A 21,365-nucleotide genomic window follows, 5' to 3' on the forward strand; every position below is an offset into this window, starting at 1 on the left:
GCCCCCATTGTTAAAGTGTGACAATAAATATCGACTTCATGTTAAAGCGTCGCCATCTCACCTTTGCATATACGCGTTAACACAAAAACAGGAATACACTCTTCATGTTTAAAAAGCTTCGAGGCATGTTCTCTAACGATCTGTCCATAGACCTCGGAACAGCTAACACGCTGATTTACGTAAAAGACCAAGGTATTGTACTTAACGAGCCATCTGTTGTAGCTATTCGTCAAGAGCGTGCAGCCGGGCCGAAGAGCGTAGCAGCTGTCGGCGCAGAAGCTAAGCGCATGTTAGGTAGAACGCCAGGAAACATCCGTGCGATTCGTCCTATGAAAGACGGCGTAATTGCCGACTTTTATGTAACAGAAAAAATGCTTCAGCACTTTATCAAGCAAGTACACGACAATAACTTCTTGCGTCCAAGTCCTCGCGTGCTGGTATGTGTACCTTGTGGTTCAACACAGGTTGAGCGCCGTGCTATCAAAGAGTCTGCGCTAGGCGCAGGGGCGCGTGAAGTTTACCTTATCGACGAGCCAATGGCGGCAGCAATAGGTGCAGGCTTACCCGTATCTGAAGCTACGGGCTCAATGGTTGTTGATATCGGTGGTGGTACAACAGAAGTTGCCATTATTTCATTAAACGGTGTGGTGTACTCATCGTCAGTGCGCATCGGTGGTGACAAATTTGATGAAGCCATTATTAACTATATTCGTCGAAACTTCGGTTCACTTATAGGCGAAGCCACTGCTGAGCGTATCAAACACGAAATCGGCGCAGCTTACCCTGGTGAAGAAGTGCGTGAAATCGAAGTGCGCGGCCGCAACCTTGCTGAAGGTGTACCACGAGGCTTTACGCTAAACTCAAACGAGATCCTAGAAGCGCTGCAAGAGCCACTTACGGGTATTGTATCTGCGGTAATGGTTGCCCTTGAGCAGTCCCCTCCTGAGCTAGCGTCAGATATTTCTGAACGCGGTATGGTACTAACCGGTGGTGGTGCACTACTTAAAGACCTAGACAGATTGCTTATGGAAGAAACGGGCATTCCTGTGGTTATTGCGGATGATCCGCTAACTTGTGTAGCGCGCGGTGGCGGTAAGGCATTCGATATGATTGACCTTCACGGTGGCGACCTGTTTAGTTACGAGTAAGCAGGAAAGGCAACCTTAAGGTTGCCTTATTTGTATCATGGATACTATTTTTACGCGCGGCCCATCGCTGAATAATCGACTCGCACTGGCATTGGTTTTGTCGGTGCTGTTGATATTTGTCGATCACAAGCTTGATGGTTTTAAGTCTACGCGCGTTTACCTCAACTCCATCATGAGTCCGTTGCAATACATTGCGAATTTGCCTGGGCTTATGCTTAATGAAAGTGCTCAGCGCCTCACTTCTCAAGAGCAGTTACTTGCCGAAAATCAGAAGCTCAATAACCAACTGTTGTTAATGAGTGAAAAACTGCAGCAATTTGACGTTATTCAAAAAGAAAACCGACAACTGAGAGAGCTACTTCAAGCGCCTCTACGCATAGATTCTCGCAAGATGGTTGCTGAGTTAATGGCGGTGGATAAAAACCCATACAGCCAGCAAGTGGTTATTAATAAAGGAGCAATAGACGGCGTCTATCTGTCACAGCCCGTTATTGATGACAAAGGCATTGTGGGACAAGTCACGGAAGTAGGCACAACGAATAGTCGGGTTCTGCTGATTGCCGATGTTACTCACGCTATTCCAGTGCGCTCACTACGCAACGATATCCGCTTTATTGCGAATGGCAGCGGTAGCTTAAATGAACTGTATCTTGAGCACGTGCCACATAGCGTAGACATCAAGGTAGGGGATATCTTGGTGTCGTCGGGTTTAGGAAAAGTCTTCCCTGAAGGCTATCCAGTGGCCCAGGTTACTCAGGTTGTACGTGACGAAAGTCGTCCTTTTGCACAAGTGGTTGTATCGCCGGTCGCTAAGTTAGATAGGTTGCGACACTTGTTGTTACTTTGGTACACGAAAAAAACAAATGCAGAAGAAAATAACGAGGCAGTAGAAGAGTCAACCGATGCGTAAACGTAACCTCGTAATTTGGATAAGTATAGCGATTTCGTTGGTACTACAAATAGTGCCACTGCCTATTCAGGTTGATGTTTATCGTCCTGACTGGGTGCTGGTAGTTTTGGCTTATTGGAGTATGGCACTACCGCAACGTGTTAATGTGGGTGTCGCTTTTGTTACGGGTATCGCCATGGATATCCTTGTTGGGACAACCCTAGGTATACACAGCCTTGGTTTGAGTATTTGTGTTTATGTGCTCGCTGCAAATTACCAGCGACTTCGCAATTACTCAGTATGGCAACAAGCTATTATTATCGGCCTGCTTTCTTCACTTTATCACTTGCTCACGTTTTGGGTGCAGCACCTTCTTACCGATATTTATTTCCAGGTTGATTATTTGTGGCCTGTTATTACGTCAATGATGGTGTGGCCTTGGATTTTCTGGTTACTTCGTCGAACTCGTCGACAGTTTTCAATATCCTAAGCAGCAAGTACATACTTTCAATTAAGGCAGACAAATGACTAAATCGGTTGTACTCGCGTCAGCATCACCAAGGCGTACTGCGTTGCTTAAGCAGATGAACATTGCACATCGCATTTTGCCAGCAGACATTGATGAAACACCTAAAGACGGTGAATCTCCCGATACCTTAGTTAAACGATTAGCCGCAGAAAAAGCGCTTGCTGTTAAGGCGAAATTAACGCAGCAGGGCGAAATGACTAACGAAACGGTTATTTTGGCCAGTGATACCCTCATTGCGTTTAATGGTAATAGTGTAGGTAAACCAGAAAACAAGGCCGATGCACAGCGCATTCTTCGCATGTTATCAGGCAATAAACACGAAGTACTTACTGCTATCAGCGCGGTAAGTAATGCAAAACAGTGTACCGAAGTAATTAATACCTATGTTGAATTTGCATCATTGACGGATGCCCAAATTGACGCATACTGGGAAACAGGTGAACCTGCCGATAAAGCAGGAAGTTATGCAATTCAAGGGATCGGCGGTGAATTCGTCGTTTCAATTAACGGCAGTGCAAGTGCTGTAGTGGGCTTGCCCCTTTATGAAACCCGTCAACTGCTCAATGCATTTGGAGTGTAGTGGTGAGTGCTGAACTACTAATTAACGTTACGCCATCAGAGTCACGTGTGGCGCTGATTGAGAATGGAATTTTGCAAGAAATTCACGTTGAACGACATACAAAGCGTGGATTAGTGGGCAACATTTATCGTGGTAAAGTAAGCCGTGTTTTGCCTGGTATGCAAGCAGCATTTGTGGATATTGGGTTAGAAAAGGCGGCGTTTTTGCACGCCTCAGACATTGTTATTCATAATGAAATTGCAGAAGAAGTGTCTGCCAGTCATATTCAAAAACAAGACATTCGCGAGCTTGTGCGCGACGGACAAGATATCGTTGTTCAGGTGGTAAAGGATCCTATTGGCACAAAAGGCGCTCGCTTAACCACAGATATTACCATTCCAAGTCGCTATTTAGTGTTCATGCCGTCGGTTACCCACGTAGGTGTTTCGCAGCGCATTGAAGAAGAAGCGGAGCGCGAGCGTTTAAAAGGGTTGGTTCAAGAATTTTGTGACGAAAATGGCGGCTTTATTCTTCGCACCGCTGCAGAAGGCGTGGGTAAAACTGAACTGCAATCTGATGCCGCATTTTTGCGTCGCTTGTGGGATAAAATTCAATCGCGCATGAAAAAGCGCAAGTCCAATGTACTATACGAAGACTTGCCACTTGCGCGTCGTGTATTGCGAGACTTCGTTGGCACAGAACTCGACCGTATTCGCATTGACTCGAAACTGTCTTTTCAAGAGCTTCATCAGTTTACCAAAGAATACGTGCCTGAAATGAATGGCAAGCTTGAGTACTACACTGGAGACAGACCTATTTTCGACTTGTACGATGTCGAAAATGAAGCGCAACGAGCGTTGGAAAGACGGGTGGATTTAAAATCCGGTGGTTATCTCATTATCGACCAAACCGAAGCGATGACCACGATTGATATTAATACGGGGGCATTTGTTGGCCACCGTAATTTAGAAGAAACCATATTTAACACCAATATTGAGGCGACGCAGGCGATTGCGCGCCAGTTAAGACTGCGCAACTTGGGCGGTATGATCCTAATCGACTTTATCGATATGATTGAACCAGACCATAAAAGAAGGGTCTTACATTCATTAGAGGTGGCGACAAACAAGGACAGAGCTAAGATAAACATTCACGGTTTTACGGCGTTGGGGCTTATTGAAATGACCCGCAAGCGCACCCGTGAAAGCATAGAGCATATACTGTGTGGTGAATGCCCCGTATGTAAAGGGCGTGGCACAGTGAAGACCATTGAAACTATTTGCTTTGAAATTATGCGTGAGATTGTACGGGTGAACCGTGCTTATGACGCCGATAAGTTTGTGGTTTACGCGTCGCCTAAAGTGGCTGAAGCGTTAATGGGCGAAGAGTCTCACATGCTAGCTGAGTTGGAAGTGTTTGTATCTAAACAAATTAAGGTACAAACCGAAACTTTGTACAACCAGGATAAGTACGACGTCGTCATGATGTAACGCATTAACTTATACAAAGGCAAAGTGTGACAAATTTTTCGTCGGTAGCCGCTTATTTGCTAAAGAAGTTCTGGCTGCTACTCGCCGTATTACTTGTAGTGTTTGCACTGGTGTTAAGTGCTGCCCGTTATGCCTTGCCGCATATCGAGCACAATAAACACCTGTTAGAGAACTATATTAACGAGCAGTACGGGGTCAATCTTACAATTGATAGTGTACACGCGGTGTGGCAACGCAATGGGCCAAGCATCGTCCTTAATTCGGTATCGCTTGCTAAAGACGATGCCTCTCCTGTGGCACTTGATATCCGTCAAATCTATGTTGAATTAGATTTTTGGCAGTCGCTACGCCTGCAACTTGTCTCTTCCACACGATTCGAATTGCGCGGCCTACATCTTGATATCGATGCTGACAGGCTATCTGGCGACAGCAAAAACAACTTTCCAGTAGTAAATGCGCTAGAACGCTTATTCCTAGAGCAATTGCAGAGCTTTTCCCTTGAAGATGGTGTCGTAGCGGTATCGCGACAAAATGAAGTCAGTACTTTCGATATTGAAAGCTTGTCGTGGAACAACTTTGAAGAACGTCACCAAGGGTTAGGACGTATGAAGGTGGCAGATTTAGCCGCCAATTCAGCGTCGTTTATCATAGATATTAATGGGACGAGAGAGAAGTTTGACGGCGTCTTTTACGCAAAGGCAGAGGATTTAGATATATCCCCGTGGGTGAGCGACCTTATTAATACCAAGCGTCCTTTGGCGCAAAGTCGCGCTAATTTTGAAGTGTGGGTGAGCCTTGATGACACCCAAATTAACAGCGTACAGGCAGAGCTCAACAACAGCCTTCTGCAATGGGGCGATGAGACGGTTAAAACAGTAACGGGTATCACGGGCGGGAGCTTGCAAGCGTTGCCCACCGATACGGGCTGGAATGTGCGTGTCGACCAGCTTGTTTTGAATTCAAGCAACGAAACATTAACCACAGACCTAATTGGCAGTATTAATCACAATGGTGACGTGTTAGTTAATACCGTAAAGCCGGTGCAAGTAAATCCTTTCTTGTTGTTACTGCCGTTGTTCATGGATGACACTAGCGAAGATGAAATTCGCGCGTTGGATCCAAAAGGTGAATTGGCAACACTGCAATTTCAATTGCACAATGGAAAACCAGAGCTGGCTGCGAAAGTCGTTGATCTTCAGTGGTCAAAGAGCGACAACGTACCTGGGCTTTCGTCTCTTGATGTTGATTTTTATTGGTATAAAAACAACGGTGCTGTTTACCTAAATAGTACTAATAGCGTGTTGAGTTCTAAGGGCGTAATCAAAAAAGATTTAAACATAAATGCGTTGCGAGCCGATTTCTTCATTTACCCGCACACGCCTTACCAAGAAGAAACTAAGCAACAAGTAGCAGCGTCCCCGCAGTGGGTCATTAGAGGGGATAACATGCTATTTGATAGTGACAGCGTGACCCTCAAACCACAATTTAAGATAAACACCTCAACAGGGTTGATGTCGATTTATGCGGATATCAGTCCAATGTCGCTTAGTGGGGTGAGTGACTTGTTCCCTACAATAGGCATGGGTAAAAACACTGATAGCTATCTTACTCGTGCTTTCAATGGCAAAGGGGCAATCGAAAGTGCTCGCGTGCTGTGGCATGGAAAACCCTCTGCATTTCCATTTGACGATAATTCGGGCATTTTTCAGGCCTATGTAGATATAAAGCAAGGTGACTTTTTATTCGCTCCTGATTGGCCTGCACTAACAAAGCTCGATTTGTCCTTATATTTTGTCAATAACGCCCTTGTAATGGAAAGCCCTTCGGCGCAACTAGGCGAAATGCAAATTAGCAAGATGTCTGCAACTATACCTAGCTTTAAGCCGGGCGAACGGTTACTTATTTATGCCAACGGAGCGGGCTCAGGCCAGGCGCTAACCGACCTTATGATGTCGTCATCTATCAAAAATTCTCTGGGCAAAGTGCTTAATGATGAAGTGCAAGTTTCAGGGCCTTTATCTGCCGATATTAAGCTTGATATCCCACTTAAAGGAAAAGACGTCGTTGCGTCGGGGACTGCCCATTTGTCTAGCAACCCTGTTTATATTGCCAGCACAGGAATGTTGTTTGATAACGCAACCGGCGATATTACGTTTACGAACGGGGACATTGATGCTGATGGTCTAGCCGCTAGTTTCTTAAATCAGCCGGTAGAAATGGCGTTTAGTGGCAGACAAGGCGACAACTATGATCTTCACGTTGAGTTAGGTGGGCGTTGGCATGTTCATCCGTTGGCAAATTACGTCAATACGCAATTAACGGACTACATCGATGGCGAGGCCAAGTGGCAAACAGACGTAGATTTAGTACTGGGTAAAGCAGACTTTTCTTACAAGGCAACGTTAAATGCAGACTTAGGCGCTATGCAAAGCGTGTTACCGTCACCTTTTAACACCGCAATTGGTAGCGATCTTCCGCTTTATATCGAAAGTGAAGGTGATGGCAAAGCGTCGAATGTCAACGCGAAATTGGGAAGTGAAATTCGCTTTACAGGGGTATTACCTCATCAAGAGATGCAGTTCTCTCGTGCCCATTTAGCGATTGGAGAGAGCGATATCACTAACATAGGTACCGGGTTTAGCATAGCGGCAAATCTACCCAATGCTGATGTGCAAGAGTGGTTTAAGACTATTGATATGTTGGTATCAGGTAGGGGATCGCTTCATCAAGAATCTAAACGTAGAGAATCTGAGCTTCACGTAAATGCAACTAACGCAGAGAAAACGCAAAAACGAGATAGCTTGTTTAGTACGCCATCGCGTATTTTCGCCAAAACAGACAAACTGCACTTTTCTGGCCATGCCATTAAAAACGTTGAGTTAAATGCAACCGAGCGCGACAAAGACTGGATTTTGGACATTGGTTCGCCGCAGGCAAGGGCAACTGTGCGCATAAATAGCGATTTGGATACTCAAGGCATAGAGATTAACGCTGACTATTTGTCCTTGGAAAAACCTGAAGAGATAGTGCTAGCAAACGTTGGTGAAGCCGACACAGTGGACGCTGAGGTGTCGCCGTACGATATCGACCCCAGTACGTTGCCACCCATCTACTTCTATTGCCAAAGCTGTGGCGTGCACGGTATTGATTTTGGGGAAGTCACCTTAGATGTGGCAAAAGAAGAGACGGGACTCAAAATACGTCAGCTACTGGTGCGTTCCAGAGATACCAACATTACGGCAAGTGGTCACTGGAAAAATACGTCAAGAGGTGTCGAGACGTCACTAGACGGAACGCTCACTTCGCCTGATGTGGGTCAAATGCTTAAAGGCTTTGGCGTCGAGTCGGGCATTAAAGACTCAAGCGCCGATGTGAAATTTGATATTCATTGGCCTGAATCACCAATGAACTTTGCAATGGCGAACTTAAATGGTGATGTAGATTGGTCGTTGTCCGATGGCTACCTAACAGAATTAAGTGACAAAGGCTCGCGTATATTTACGTTATTCAGTTTGAATTCTTTGGTCAGAAAACTCAGTCTCGATTTTAGAGACGTATTTGCGAAAGGTTTTTTCTACGATGATATGGGCGGTACGCTGAGTATTGTCAATGGTAAAGCCTACACCGATGATACCGAAATTGATGGTGGTGCAGGGGACATCGAAATAGTTGGTTTTACCGACTTAAACTCAGGTGCGCTCAACTACAATGTTTCTTTTGCGCCAAATGTGACCGGTAACCTGCCTTTCCTCGTATACTTTTTAGCAACACCGCCTACCGCATTGGCAGCATTGGCGATAGATCAAGTGCTTACTTCTGCAAAGGTAATATCAAACGTCAACTATCGTGTTACAGGCACAATAAAAGAGCCTAAATTTGACGAAGTAGAGCGCAATAGCAAAGACATTAGTTTGCCGGCACAAAATACACCGCCGCCAGCAAACCCACAGGACAGACCGTTGACCGAAGACGATGTTCGCAGGCTAAACATGGAGGTAATCGATGGCTAATCTTATCGCACTTCAAATGACCTCGACCCCTAATGTAGATGACAACTTAGAGACTGTTGCCAATGCAATGGCTACTGCCAACATTGAAAATGATAGCTTGGTTGTACTGCCAGAGTGTTTTGCCTATTTTGGCGGAAAAGACAAAGGCCAGTTAAGTGTGGCGGAAAAAAAGGGCAACGGGCCCATTCAATCTCGTTTATCACAACTGGCGAAGCAACATCACTGTTACCTTGTATCGGGTACCTTTCCGCTCACAACCGACGATCCCAACAAATTTTCGGCCGCTTGTATGCTGTTTGGGCCCGACGGAGAATGTCTTGCAGACTATCGTAAAATCCACATGTTTGATGTGTCAGTAAATGACAATACGGGAAGTTACAAAGAGTCGGCAACTACGCTTGCGGGTAATGAAGTGGTCACGGTACAAACCCCAATTGGCAACATTGGACTTGCGGTGTGCTATGATATACGTTTTCCAGGATTATTTACTGCAATGGGTGATATCGATATTTTGGTGTTGCCAGCGGCTTTTACGCAGCGCACTGGAGAAGCTCACTGGCATGCGTTGTTGCAAGCACGAGCTATAGAAAAGCAGTGCTTTGTAGTGGCTGCAAATCAAGTGGGTATTCACCAAAATGGTCGCGAAACCTATGGTCACAGCGTAGTACTGTCACCATGGGGCGAAACCCTTGCCGAGCTAACAACCAAGCGCGGCACTGCATCTGCGCGCGTTGATATTGCAGAAAGAGAAACCATTAAACAGAATATGCCGGTTGCCGAACATAACCGATTCAGGAGTCACTTTGTCTAAATCTGTTGAGCGTCATTTATTATCTGACTCAGGGCTAGATATCACTAAGCTTGAGCAAGCACTAGCGACAATTCATCGCCACGATACCGATTATGCCGATTTATATTTTCAGTCAAGCCAGCACGAAAGCTGGGTATTGGAAGACGGTATTATTAAAGAAGGTAGCTACAACATAGAGCGCGGTGTAGGCGTTCGAGCAATCAGTGGTGAAAAAACCGGGTTTGCTTATTCAGATGAAATCAGCGAAGACGCATTAGGTAAAGCGTGTAAAGCAGCGAGAGGTATTGCTCCAAGCGGTGGAACTCAGCGCGTAGCGGCACTAGGTCAAAAGCCCAGTGAAGCGCGTTATAGTGAAAATAACCCAATTCTTGCCATGCAAGACGCTGAAAAAATTTCGCTGCTTAAAGCTGTAGATGCTTACATTCGACAAAAAGAACCTTCGGCCAACCAAGTGGTAGTGAGCTTAAGTGGTGTTTACGAAGAAATTTTAGTAGCAGGTAGCGACGGTACCTTGGCAACGGACATTCGCCCGCTTGTGCGTTTGAACTGTTCAGTACTGCTAGAGCAAGGTGAACGACGTGAACGCGGTTCTGCAGGTGCAGGCGGCCGTTATGCATACTCTTTTTTCACCCGTGACGAAGAGGGTAAACCGTTTTATGAAGGTTTAGCAGATGATGCGCTTCATATGGCGCGGGTTAACATGCAAGCGGTAGCATCACCAGCAGGTGCTATGCCTGTTGTGCTTGGAAACGGTTGGCCGGGCGTATTACTACACGAAGCAGTAGGACATGGCTTAGAAGGCGATTTTAACCGTAAAGGTGCCTCGACATTCTCAGGGCGTATCGGTCAACGTGTTGCCGCAAAAGGGGTAACGGTTGTTGATGACGGTACGTTACATGACAGACGTGGCTCTCTCTCGGTAGACGATGAAGGCACACCCACAGCGCACAATGTGCTTATTGAAGACGGTATCCTTAAAGGCTATATGCAAGATAAGCACAACGCCAAGTTGATGGGGGTAGCGCCAACAGGAAATGGTCGTCGGGAGTCATATGCACACTTACCCATGCCGCGAATGACCAATACGTATATGTTAGATGGGCAATACGACCCACAAGAAATTATAGCGTCTATCGACAAAGGCATTTACGCGCCTAATTTCGCAGGTGGACAGGTTGATATCACTTCTGGCAAATTTGTGTTTTCAAGTGCAGAAGCGTATTTGATTGAAAACGGGAAGATTACCGCACCAGTGAAAGGGGCAACCCTTATCGGTAATGGTCCTGAAGTAATGCAGAAAATATCGATGATCGGAAACGATACTGCCCTAGATAAAGGGGTAGGTGTTTGTGGCAAAGATGGTCAGAGCGTGCCAGTTGGCGTTGGTCAGCCCACATTAAAAATCGACGAACTGACCGTAGGTGGTACTGCTTAATCAGAACCTTTTGCCTTGTTCAGTGAATCAAGCGCCCCTGATGGTACAACACTGTCAGGGGCTTTTTTTATGTGCATTTGAGCGCGCATTGCTTCTAATTTGGCAATGAGTAAATCAACAGAAAGCTCTTGTTTAATAAACGCTACAAAGAGCGCTGCTGCGCCGTTACTGAATGCGTCACTTGCCTCTCTGTCGAAATACTGAACCAACCCATCTGCGTTTTTAAGATGCGTCTTACCAATGTCGAGGAGAAAACGGGGCTCTGCGTCATAGTCTAAGTGAGTCGCTATTTTCCCCACATAATCAGCCAACATCGTTTGCGCTTCTAACGTCGCAAGAAACACCATAAATTTACGGGCAGCAGGTTTACTAGCACCGGTGGTTGTAAGTACCGCTACGTCAGTAGGTGCGCTCTCATAACGGGGAAGCCCTGGATCAATTGTAGGAAAGGGAAAAAAGCCTACATCGTTGCGAATAGTCTCGGGAACGTGCGCAAGAAAGAAATTACCGTTTAACATCATTGCAATTCGCTCTCTATAGAAAAACGGTAATATTTCAGACCACGTCATTTCAGCGTGTGCGCTATCAAACGCCTTGTGCTCAATAAGCTGCTGCCAGTGAACAAATACATCTCTTACTTCGGGTGTGGTAAATGATAGCTCACCTCTAACGAGTGCTAAGTACTTCTCTCGTCCAAGCAGTCGCAAAGACAAATAATCGAACCAGCCTAATGTTGACCACGATGAGCCACCACTAAAATTAAGAGGCGTTATGTGTTTTTCATCAAGCGTGTTAACAAGCGCAATAAATGTTGGCCAATCATTAGGAACTGTTAGACCAAGCCTGTTAAAAAGTGACTTGCGGTAATAAAAGCCCCATTGGTAGTAAGCCATAGGAATCGCATAAGGCATGCTCTCTTTACTTACCAGCTCTTTTATCGGTGCTGAAAAGCGTGCATCCAAGTTATGCTCTAACCATAACGACGCAAGTGGTGTAATTTTCTTACTGTCTATTAAGCTGTGAAGTTGCGTGCCACCGTAGGCAAGCAGTACGTCAATTTCTAACCCTTCGCCCTTGAGATAATTAAGTATGCGAAGTTTGTGAGACTCTAGAGACTGGGAAGATACTCGCACTTTAATTCGAGGGTGCTGTGCTTCAAAGCGCTGCGCGAGCAGGTGATAAACCTCTTGTTGCTTGGCAGAGGAGGGGTTTACGGCAAAGGTAATGACCTCTTGATTGGCTATACTCGGTGCGCAGTAAACAAAAGTGAGTAAGAGAAATAATCCTGCTTTTCTCATGTGCTTGCGCACAAAAGATAAAATGAACAGTATAGTAAGGCTCTGCGTATTTAAGACGATTTGAAGCCTCGCTCTGCCAGCCAGACAATAGCGTCATCTTCATCACAAAACACACCAAGCTCAACACCAGCCCGCTGGTATATGCGGCTAAATTGCGCCTCAACCATAGACTGTATAGTGGTTTCGCCAATGACGAGCGCGCCAAGTGCCATGCCTTTACTCACGCGCCATTCTATTGATTTTTGCAGTTCCAGCTCGCCGCCTTTGGTAAGTAGGGCTGAGCCATGTAGAAACCCTAAAAATGCCCACCGCTCACCGCCAAACTGGTTGATAACATCCATCATATCCCGCCCATAACGAGCAATAGCCTCGGTATCTGCTATGCCTTCAGCTGATACGCCTACAATGTTTCCCAACGCAGCAATATGATATTGACCATATTTACTTTTGAGTTTGGCGTTTGGGTTTGAGAATATCTTCATAATGCTCTCGCTTAAACCGCGACTACTTAACACTGGTTTTTGCGCTAAAGCGTGCTGATAATGCTCGTTTCAACGTAATACCGTACATTGGGCTTACTCTCATTGTAATGCCAAACGCTCACTTAGCAAGTTCACTTAATACAAGGTGTAAATACTTTAAGTTAATGGGCTTGCCGATATGCCCTGTAAAGCCAAGTTTAGTATAGTATTCGACTTCTTCTTTCATGACGTTGGCAGTGAGTGCCCAAATAGGCACGTTGGGGTTAATCTCTTTTATCAACGAAAATGCTTCAATACCATCCATTACGGGCATTTGAATATCCATGAGAACTGCGTCAAACGAGTACTTTTTAAAGGCTTCGACAGCGATTTCGCCATTTTTCGCAAAAATTAATTTTGCGTTTGTTTCTTCCAGCATAGAGGCGATGATGGTTTGATTTATATCGTTGTCCTCTGCAACCAAAATTCGTTTACCAGACAGGTCTAACGTTTCATCGTGCACGGGGTGCTGTAGGCTTTCACTTAGCGAAACTTGTTCAAGGGGCAAGCTGACAGTAACAGTAGTGCCTTTGTTTTCAATACTATTTACTTCAATAGTGCCGTCCATTAGGGCAATTAAGCTTACGGTTATGGCCATGCCAAGGCCTGTACCGCCGTATTTTCTTGTCGTTGAAGTATCAGCTTGCGTAAAGCGGTCAAATATCCGCTGCTGAGCTTCTGTGCTCATGCCAATGCCTGAGTCGGAAACAGCCATAACAACGACCGTTTTTTCGTCTACATGAAACATATCAAGCGCTATTCTAACACCACCTGTTTCAGTGAACTTAACAGCATTTGATGCTAGGTTGAGCAAAATTTGGCGTACACGTACATAGTCACCTTGCCAACCATCCTTGAAATCTGCGTTTATATCAACGCTAAGGCTGATGCCTTTTTTGTCAACATTAAGGCTTAAGTCTGACACCACATTGTCAACAACTTCACGCATTGAAAAAGGGCGACTTTCTAAGGTGAGTTTGTTGGCTTCAATTTTTGAAAAGTCGAGAATATCGTTGATGATGACTAGTAAGGCGTCTGCTGAATAGGTGGCTTTGTACACTAATTCGCGAGATGCTTGGGGCAAGTCACTCTTTTCTAGAATCTGTAGTATGCCTAGTACGCCATTCATTGGTGTGCGAATTTCGTGACTCATGTTAGACAAAAACTCTGATTTGGCTTTGTTGGCTTGATCTGCATCCACTCTGGCCTTCTGTAACGCCGTATTCGACATCCTCAGCGATTTGAATTGCTCAGCGATAGTGTCTGTCATCATATCAATGTGTGTTGCCAAGTTTTGTATGACATCAGTACCAACCTTTCCCGCTTTTACGCTGAAATCCCCGTTATCTATGGCATTTACTACGCTGTTGAGATGATTGAGAGGGCGCACCACCTGCATATTAAGCACTAATGCGGTAATGGCCACAAAGAACAGGAGAATGGCGATAGATACGGCGGTTGCCGTGACTAATGCAAAGTCTCCGTCAGCACCCGATAGCGAATAAAGGCTGACGGCATACCATTCTACTTGCTCAATATATTTAAAGGCTGCCAAGTATTCATGGCCATTAACGGTGAGAGTGAAAAGGTGAGTGCGCGTATCTTTATTTTTCGCGAAGTGCTTGAGCGAGTCGATTACCTCATTTGAAAATACGCCAGACCAGTTTTCATTGGCAAATTGATTGACTGGGTCTTCACCGTTGTGAGAAGCGCTGACTCTTACAATATTTCTGTCATCGACTATCAGGTTTGTTGTGGTTTGCTCTTGCTGTGAAAGCAGGTAATCATAAACGTCGGCAGCTTTGGCATAAGTACCGACCAGCCCAAGTAACGTCTCATCTTCTCTAACTACATAGTCTAAAAATACGCCGTTCACTTGCGTTTTCGCTTCAAAGCTAGAGTCGATAATGAAGTTTTTGCCAGAATCTATAATGGGGCGGTACCATATTTCGTCTTCTGGAAGTAGTTGATCAGCAATATAATGTCCATCTTGTTGGTTAAACGAGAAACCACTACTGAAGTCGTCAGACACTAAGAACCAACCAAAGCAATCTACAAGACGGCATACCACTCTGAGCTCATTTATAGCCTGCTCACTCAACGCCTCATCATTCGCATTTCGCATCCATTGCTGATACACCCCTTTTTCCAAACCAATTTCAATGAGCTTTTGGTCTCTATCAAAATACGACAAGGTGCGCTCACTAATTATTTGTACCTGCTGACTCAGGTTCTGTTCTGAGAGGTTCAATCGAGTTGTGTAAACGTAGTCACTGGCAAAGTAATAGGCAATGACATAGACCGTAGTGAAAATGACAAAAATCAGTGAAACAATTCGGGCTGTAAGCGAATTGGAAGGCGGCAGCAACTACGTATTCCTTAAAGTACGTCTCTTTATTTTAAGCGTAGCAGTAATCTGCAAATGTGCGGGGTGCAACCGAAAAAAATTTAAATTCTTGTGGCTATAGACAAGGTTCAGTTTAAGAGAAACGGCATACGCTGCAGAATGGCGCATGCCGTCTTGATAATTACTCTTCGTGTATTACGTCTTTTAGGTACTGAAATAATTCTCTAAACGCTTTTGGCGGCGCATTTTTTTCACGCTCTTTTTTAATCTGGCGGTGAAATTGACGCAACTTTTGCCTATCTAGCTCAGGGTGAGCTTCCATCAGTTTCTGAATTGCTGGGTCGCCTTGTTCGATAACCGCTTCTCGCGCTTTTTCTAGCGCGTGAAATGCCGCGTTAGCCGCTTGATGCTGATGGGTTATTTTCGCAAGAGCTTCTTCAATTGGCGCGGTATCGCGCTGGCGAAGTACTTTACCGATGAACTGCAATTGTCTGCGGTAGCCATCTTTTTTCTTGTTAACCTTGCGCGCAATAGCAACCGCATCAGCTAATTCCTCATCCATGGGAATGGTTGCGATGTGCGCATCGGTTAGGTTTACTAGGGTTTCACCTAGCTTGTGCAGTTCTTTAGCCTGACGTTTTAACTCTGATTTACTGACAAAGTCTTCTTCCTCGAACTCATCTGCTTGCGCATCTTCGAAGTAAGGATCTTCAGGCGAATTGTATTTCTGATCACTCATTTCAAACTCATTAGTGTTACACTTTAGCTAAATTGTAACTATCACAGTCGAATTAAGACAGCGAAACTTACTATGCAAATTGAGCAGCAGTTAGCCGACATTCAAAATGTCGTAGATGATGTACTGAAATTAGCCCTTTCAAAAGGGGCAACACAAGCCGAAGCCAGTATGTCTAAAGTACAAGGCATTGCGGTGTCTTCACGTATGCAAGAGGTTGAAAATGTTGAGTTTACCAATGATGGTGGCTTGGGCATTAGCGTGTATGTGGGTAAGCGGAAGGGCAGTGCATCAACAGCGGATTTAAGCAAAGCAGCATTAACATTAGCTGTAGAAAAAGCCGTAGATATTGCGCGCTATACCAGTGAAGATCCTTGCACTGGTTTGGCGGATGCCGAACTTATTGCCACAGAGTTTCCTGATTTAGACCTTTATCACCCTCAGGAATTAGACACGCAAAAGGCCATTGAATTGGCCATTGAGGCCGAAACGGCGGCAATGAACTACGATCCGCGTATCACGAACTCTGATGGCGCCTCGTATAACGCCAACCTTGGTATGCGAGTTTACGGTAATACCCACGGTATTAATGCTGGGTATCCAAGTTCACGCTACTCGCTAAGTTGCATGGTCATTGGTTCGCAAGACAACGATATGCAGCGCGACTACGCCTACACCGTTAATCGTCAGGCATCTTTGCTCAAATCGGCCGCATTGGTTGGTGAAGAAGCCGCAAAAGCAACGGTAGAGCGTTTAGGGGCAAGAAAAATAAACACGGCTAACGTGCCTGTTATTTTACATCGCGATGTTGCCTCAAGTTTGTTTGGGCATTACGTTGGTGCAATAAGTGGTGGTAGCCTCTATCGTCGCTCTAGCTTCTTATTAGATAGTTTAGGCAAGCAAATCTTCCCACAATGGCTCAATATTGAAGAGCGCCCGTTTATTAAGTCTGCCCTTGCAAGCTCAAGCTTCGACAACGAAGGTGTGGCATGCTCTGATATGACTATTGTTGATGCGGGGCAACTTGCTACGTATTTGTACACCACGTATTCGTCGCGAAAACTCAATACTAAATCGAACGGTCACGCTGGTGGTATCCACAATTGGCTTGTAGGAGACACCGGTCATTCTGATCAAGACCTATTAAGAGAAATGGGTACAGGCCTGCTAGTAACCGAATTGATGGGGCAAGGCGTAAATGGGGTAACCGGTGACTATTCACGTGGCGCTGCAGGTTTCTGGGTAGAAAACGGTGTTATTCAATACCCTGTACACGAAGTAACAATAGCGGGCAACTTAAAAGACATGTTCAGCGGTATTGTGGCTATTGGTGCGGAAAAAGATGTGCGTGGTAGCGTGCAAACGGGTTCTGTACTCATTAATCAGATGAAGATAGCTGGAAGTTAATCCACCTTTGTTCTGTATTGTGTAGGAGACATGCCAACTGATTTCTTGAAGCGTTTTGAAAACACAAAGACGTTGGCATAACCCACATAATTCGCAATATAAGACACCGGCCACTGGGTGTTTTTAAGTAAGTTCTTAGCCCTTTGCATGCGCAAAAATATCACGTGCTGCATCGGGCTTCTGCCATAAGCTTCTACACACAGCCTATGAAGGTGTGGCGCAGAATAATGTGCTTTTTCACTCAGGCTCTCAACGCTCCATTCAAACTGCAATTGTTTATCAACATTAGCAAAAAGCGCATTCAGTCGGTTAGTGTGTACCTCTTTTTTCCCCAGAGCGTGAGCGCGAGTATTTCTTTCACTGAATATTTCTGTTTCTATTGTTTTTCTAAGATAGCGCGAAACAATCGCCATTGCCGCTTGCCTGTTGGTTTTATCGCGCTCTAAATACAGCAATTCCATAGCGAAATGTAGGCCGTCTAAATTGGCATGTTTCACGACCTTTGCTTGTCTTCTTGGCAGTGCTTTCCACATCGCTGAATCTGCCAAATTAAGCCAAATAATATCCCAGCTATCACTCACAATACTCACTTCAAAGCTTTGCTTAGCAGGCAATACAATCAACTCTCCCGCGTGTAGTTCGAATATGCCTGATGGAGTTCGAAAAACACCACTGCCTTTGAGCGAGTAAAAAAGTGTGTGATTGGGCGGCGTAACACGGCCTACTACATAGTCGCCTGATAAATTTGAGCAACCTGCTAGCTCGATGTGCAAATCGCTAATTTCAGGCGCATTGCTGTTGTCTATGAAGCGCTCTATGCAATATGGGCCTATGTTCACTACATCTGAAAACGAAGGTTGCATAATTGTAAAATGATAGTTTTGGATAAATATTTGAAAGAATAGAGCATAAAGGAATCAATAGAATTTAGCTATATTTCACACTATTGAATTGCAAAAGGACACACTATGACTACCGTCGCGCAAATCGTCTCACAAAACGATTGGCAAAATCCTGTGGTTTTCCAACGTAACCGAGTAAACGCCCATAGCCCTCATAATGGATTTACGTCATTGGAAGATGCGCTTCACAACGTCAACGCACAAAAACGAAGCTTAAACGGTGAATGGAACTTTCGCCTTTTCGATGCCCCACAATGCGTGACTGAAAGCTTAATTGAAAAAGCGATACCCGACATGGAGTCTGCGTTGTGGCAACGCATCCAAGTGCCGTCAAATTGGCAGCTGCAGGGCTACGACAAGCCTATATATTGCAATGTGAAATATCCTTTTGCGGTAAATCCACCTATGGTGCCCAGAGAAAACCCTACTGGGTGTTATCGCACAACTTTCAGCATGACCAAAGCAGGTTTAGCAAAGCGCAATCATATTGTGTTTGAAGGCGTGAACAGTGCATTTCATTTATGGTGCAACGGCAGCTATGTGGGGTATTCGCAAGATAGTAGGTTGCCAGCGGAGTTTGACTTATCTGATTTATTAGTTGAAGGAGAAAACCGTATTGCGGTTATGGTGATACGTTGGTCAGATGGTAGTTACCTTGAAGATCAGGATATGTGGTGGCTAAGCGGGATTTTTCGCGATGTAAACTTGGTCGCTAAACCACATCATCATATTCAAGATGTGTTTGTAACGCCTTCCCTTGATGCATGCTATCGCGATGGTGCGGTTTCAGTTCGTACCGCCATTAATGCACCTAGTAATTACAAAGTGGGCATTCAACTATTTGATGCGGGCAAGCCTGTAACGGAACAGGTGATAACCGGTACGAATAACAAGCGTATTGACGAGAAAGGCGGGTGGGACGACGTGGTGTTCCAGCACCTAACGGTTAGTGAACCCAAGCATTGGACGGCAGAAACACCGTATCTTTATCGCATCGTGGTATCGTTATTTGATGATAGCGACAACATTGTCGACCTTGAAGCGTACAACATTGGTTTTAGAAATGTACAAATGAAGGATGGTCAGCTCTTAGTCAATGGCAAAGCCATTCTTATTCGCGGTGTGAACCGCCATGAACATCATCAAACCAAAGGGCATGCCATCAATGAAGAGGACATGCTACAAGATATCAAGCTGCTGAAACAGAACAACTTTAACGCAGTACGCACAGCGCATTACCCTAATCATCCTCGCTGGTATGAGTTATGTGACGAATACGGCTTATATGTTGTAGATGAAGCCAATATCGAAACCCACGGTATGTTTCCTATGGGACGTATATCACGTGATCCACTTTGGGCTGGCGCTTATATGGCGCGATTCACACAAATGGTGGAGCGCGATAAAAACCATGCGAGTATCATCATTTGGTCATTGGGTAACGAATGCGGCCACGGCCCTACCCACGATGCTATGTATGGGTGGGCAAAGTCTTTCGATAAGTCACGCGTAGTGCAATACGAAGGTGGTGGCGCCGACACCACAGCCACAGATATTATCGCCCCCATGTATGCACGTGTTGATACTGACGTAAAAGACGATGCTGTACCTAAATGGTCTATTAAAAAGTGGTTGTCGATGCCCGGTGAGCACCGCCCAGTCATATTATGTGAATACGCCCATGCGATGGGTAACAGTTTAGGTAGCTTTGATGAGTACTGGAAAGCCTTTAAAGACTATCCGCGTCTTCAAGGTGGGTTTATCTGGGATTGGGTAGATCAAGGCCTGACAAAGCATACGGACGACGGAAAAGCGTATTGGGCGTACGGTGGTGACTTTGGTGATACAGAAAATGACAGGCAGTTTTGTATCAATGGTTTGCTATTTCCTGATAGAACACCACATCCCCATTTGTATGAGGCGAAGTTCTGCCAGCAGCACTTAAGTGTTGAATTGCTTAACCAAAGTGACACGATAGACCTAAAAGTTAGCAGTGACTATTTGTTTAGACAAACTGACAACGAACTAGCACGTTGGCAAATATTGGAAAACGGCAAAGTAATACAAGAGGGTGAGTCTGCGCTTGTTATTGCGCCGCAGTCCAGTACTCGTCTATCCATTACGCCAAACTTTGTTTATGTTGCTGGTGCAATTTATCATATCAATATTGATGTGGTACTGGTAAACGACTGTGCATGGGCACAGGCCAATCATGTTATGGATACCGCTCAAGTGTCATTGGCTAATAGGGCTGGAATAGTGGCATTCAAGCGTGGAAATGCAGCCGAAACCACAAACGACTTCGCGATTAATGTAAATGATGCTGTTGTAAGCATAGAAACACAGGGCAACAGTTTTAGCTTTGACAGCAAAAGCGGTTTACTAACGTCGTGGTTAAACAACGGCATTGAAACGCTTAGCGCTCCCTTTGAAGATAGTTTCTTTCGTGCGCCATTAGACAATGATATCGGTGTGAGTGAGGTGGATAATCCTGATCCAAACGCATGGGAGTCGCGCTGGCGCCGTGCAGGTATCGGTCAATGGAACCGCATTTGTACCAGTGTTGATGTGCAGCAAGGCGCGGAAGATGTGCGTATAACGTCGTTATTCGAATACCGCTTTGATGAAAAGGTAATGGCAGCAACCAAGTGGATATATACCATCAACTCAGCGACACAGCTTACTATTTCAGTCGAGGTTCTACTTGATGATAGTGTTCCACCTATGCCTCGAATTGGCATGCAAGCCGCAGTGCCAGCAGTCTTCGCATGTTTAGATAACGGTGTTATTGACGGTGAAAGCGAACGCATGCAGGTAAGGTGGCAAGGATTAGGGCCTCATGAAAACTACCCAGATAGACTTGCCAGTGCGCGTTTTGGTGAGTACAAACTAGCGCTTAACGACATGCAAACCCATTATATATTTCCTTCTGATAATGGGCTACGTTGTGACTGTCGAGCGCTTTCAGTTGGCCGCCTCAATGTAACGGGTGACTTTCATTTTAGTGTCAGCGAATATGGCCAAGCCCAGTTAGACAATGCGAAACATACCAGTGACTTGGTTAAGCAAGACTGTGTATTTGTGTATATCGACCATGCACATATGGGCGTGGGCGGCGATGACTCATGGAGCCCAAGTACGCATAAAGCCTTCTTGCTAGAACAGAAGCGTTATACTTATGCTTTAACGTTCAACGCAAAATCTTAAATACGCGCTGCAACAACGCAAAAAAAAGCCGCTACACAGTAGCGGCTTTTCTATTTAATCGGAACGTTGTTGGTAA

15 protein-coding genes are annotated in these 21,365 nt (G+C 45.2%); 10 read left to right on the forward strand and 5 right to left on the reverse strand.

What is annotated here, in order from left to right; all coding sequences use genetic code 11:
* Positions 1-104: 104 nt before the first annotated feature.
* From JN178_RS01180 to tldD, 8 genes are read left to right on the forward strand one after another with little or no spacing between them, the layout of a single operon-like run.
* On the forward strand, positions 105-1,148 hold the full coding sequence (locus JN178_RS01180) for a rod shape-determining protein (protein WP_014947909.1): 1,044 nt from the start codon (positions 105-107) through the stop codon (positions 1,146-1,148).
* Positions 1,149-1,185: 37 nt separating this feature from the next.
* Positions 1,186-2,058, forward strand: a complete 873-nt coding sequence (mreC, locus tag JN178_RS01185) for a rod shape-determining protein MreC (RefSeq protein ID WP_202263231.1) — start codon at positions 1,186-1,188, stop codon at positions 2,056-2,058.
* Entirely contained in the window at positions 2,051-2,527 is a 477-nt protein-coding gene (gene mreD / locus JN178_RS01190) for a rod shape-determining protein MreD (RefSeq protein ID WP_159627189.1), read from the forward strand. Before mreC ends, mreD begins: the two co-directional genes overlap by 8 nt.
* A gap of 34 nt (positions 2,528-2,561) precedes the next feature.
* Positions 2,562-3,146, forward strand: coding sequence for a Maf family protein (locus JN178_RS01195; RefSeq protein WP_159627188.1), 585 nt, complete (start codon positions 2,562-2,564; stop codon positions 3,144-3,146).
* Between the two features lie 2 nt (positions 3,147-3,148).
* Positions 3,149-4,615 (forward strand): ribonuclease G, encoded by a 1,467-nt coding sequence (gene rng, locus JN178_RS01200; RefSeq protein ID WP_159627187.1) that lies wholly within the window; start codon positions 3,149-3,151, stop codon positions 4,613-4,615.
* A gap of 26 nt (positions 4,616-4,641) precedes the next feature.
* On the forward strand, positions 4,642-8,625 hold the full coding sequence (locus tag JN178_RS01205) for a YhdP family protein (RefSeq protein WP_202263232.1): 3,984 nt from the start codon (positions 4,642-4,644) through the stop codon (positions 8,623-8,625).
* Positions 8,618-9,436, forward strand: coding sequence for a carbon-nitrogen hydrolase family protein (locus tag JN178_RS01210; protein WP_202263233.1), 819 nt, complete (start codon positions 8,618-8,620; stop codon positions 9,434-9,436). The genes JN178_RS01205 and JN178_RS01210 overlap by 8 nt, the downstream gene beginning before the upstream one ends.
* Positions 9,429-10,871, forward strand: coding sequence for a metalloprotease TldD (tldD, locus tag JN178_RS01215; protein ID WP_202263234.1), 1,443 nt, complete (start codon positions 9,429-9,431; stop codon positions 10,869-10,871). The genes JN178_RS01210 and tldD overlap by 8 nt, the downstream gene beginning before the upstream one ends.
* Here tldD and JN178_RS01220 read toward each other — a convergent pair.
* From JN178_RS01220 to yjgA, 4 genes are all read right to left on the reverse strand, one after another.
* Positions 10,868-12,169, reverse strand: coding sequence for an ABC transporter substrate-binding protein (locus tag JN178_RS01220; protein ID WP_202263235.1), 1,302 nt, complete (start codon positions 12,167-12,169; stop codon positions 10,868-10,870). The genes tldD and JN178_RS01220 overlap by 4 nt on opposite strands.
* A 50-nt stretch (positions 12,170-12,219) precedes the next feature.
* Entirely contained in the window at positions 12,220-12,651 is a 432-nt protein-coding gene (locus tag JN178_RS01225; RefSeq protein ID WP_202263236.1) for a hypothetical protein, read from the reverse strand.
* Positions 12,652-12,769: 118 nt separating this feature from the next.
* A complete protein-coding gene (locus tag JN178_RS01230) occupies positions 12,770-15,058 on the reverse strand; it encodes an ATP-binding protein (RefSeq protein ID WP_202263237.1) in 2,289 nt (762 codons plus the stop codon).
* A 160-nt stretch (positions 15,059-15,218) separates the two neighbouring features.
* Positions 15,219-15,776 carry a ribosome biogenesis factor YjgA gene (yjgA, locus tag JN178_RS01235; protein WP_202263238.1) on the reverse strand — a complete coding sequence of 186 codons (558 nt, stop codon included), beginning with the start codon at positions 15,774-15,776 and terminating at the stop codon, positions 15,219-15,221.
* A 72-nt stretch (positions 15,777-15,848) separates the two neighbouring features.
* Here yjgA and pmbA point away from each other — a divergent pair, with 72 nt between their 5' ends.
* Positions 15,849-17,180 (forward strand): metalloprotease PmbA, encoded by a 1,332-nt coding sequence (pmbA, locus tag JN178_RS01240; RefSeq protein ID WP_202263239.1) that lies wholly within the window; start codon positions 15,849-15,851, stop codon positions 17,178-17,180.
* Here the strand turns inward: pmbA and JN178_RS01245 are convergent.
* A complete protein-coding gene (locus JN178_RS01245; protein ID WP_202263240.1) occupies positions 17,177-18,043 on the reverse strand; it encodes an AraC family transcriptional regulator in 867 nt (288 codons plus the stop codon). The two genes, pmbA and JN178_RS01245, sit on opposite strands and share 4 nt — an antisense overlap.
* Before the next feature lie 105 nt (positions 18,044-18,148).
* Between JN178_RS01245 and JN178_RS01250 the strand changes: the two genes are divergently transcribed.
* A complete protein-coding gene (locus JN178_RS01250) occupies positions 18,149-21,289 on the forward strand; it encodes a beta-galactosidase (RefSeq protein ID WP_202263241.1) in 3,141 nt (1,046 codons plus the stop codon).
* Positions 21,290-21,365 lie beyond the last annotated feature (76 nt).

This window comes from Alteromonas sp. KC3, from assembly GCF_016756315.1.
GTDB lineage: Bacteria > Pseudomonadota > Gammaproteobacteria > Enterobacterales > Alteromonadaceae > Alteromonas.

What these genes read in the sequence shown, in the direction of transcription:
- JN178_RS01180 (WP_014947909.1), top strand. Translation starts at nt 105, where the DNA reads ATGTTTAAAAAGCTTCGAGGCATGTTCTCTAACGATCTGTCCATAGAC.
- JN178_RS01245 (WP_202263240.1), bottom strand. Translation starts at nt 18,043, where the DNA reads ATGCAACCTTCGTTTTCAGATGTAGTGAACATAGGCCCATATTGCATA.
- mreD (WP_159627189.1), top strand. Translation starts at nt 2,051, where the DNA reads ATGCGTAAACGTAACCTCGTAATTTGGATAAGTATAGCGATTTCGTTG.
- JN178_RS01220 (WP_202263235.1), bottom strand. Translation starts at nt 12,169, where the DNA reads ATGAGAAAAGCAGGATTATTTCTCTTACTCACTTTTGTTTACTGCGCA.
- JN178_RS01195 (WP_159627188.1), top strand. Translation starts at nt 2,562, where the DNA reads ATGACTAAATCGGTTGTACTCGCGTCAGCATCACCAAGGCGTACTGCG.
- JN178_RS01250 (WP_202263241.1), top strand. Translation starts at nt 18,149, where the DNA reads ATGACTACCGTCGCGCAAATCGTCTCACAAAACGATTGGCAAAATCCT.
- pmbA (WP_202263239.1), top strand. Translation starts at nt 15,849, where the DNA reads ATGCAAATTGAGCAGCAGTTAGCCGACATTCAAAATGTCGTAGATGAT.
- yjgA (WP_202263238.1), bottom strand. Translation starts at nt 15,776, where the DNA reads ATGAGTGATCAGAAATACAATTCGCCTGAAGATCCTTACTTCGAAGAT.
- JN178_RS01225 (WP_202263236.1), bottom strand. Translation starts at nt 12,651, where the DNA reads ATGAAGATATTCTCAAACCCAAACGCCAAACTCAAAAGTAAATATGGT.
- JN178_RS01210 (WP_202263233.1), top strand. Translation starts at nt 8,618, where the DNA reads ATGGCTAATCTTATCGCACTTCAAATGACCTCGACCCCTAATGTAGAT.
- mreC (WP_202263231.1), top strand. Translation starts at nt 1,186, where the DNA reads ATGGATACTATTTTTACGCGCGGCCCATCGCTGAATAATCGACTCGCA.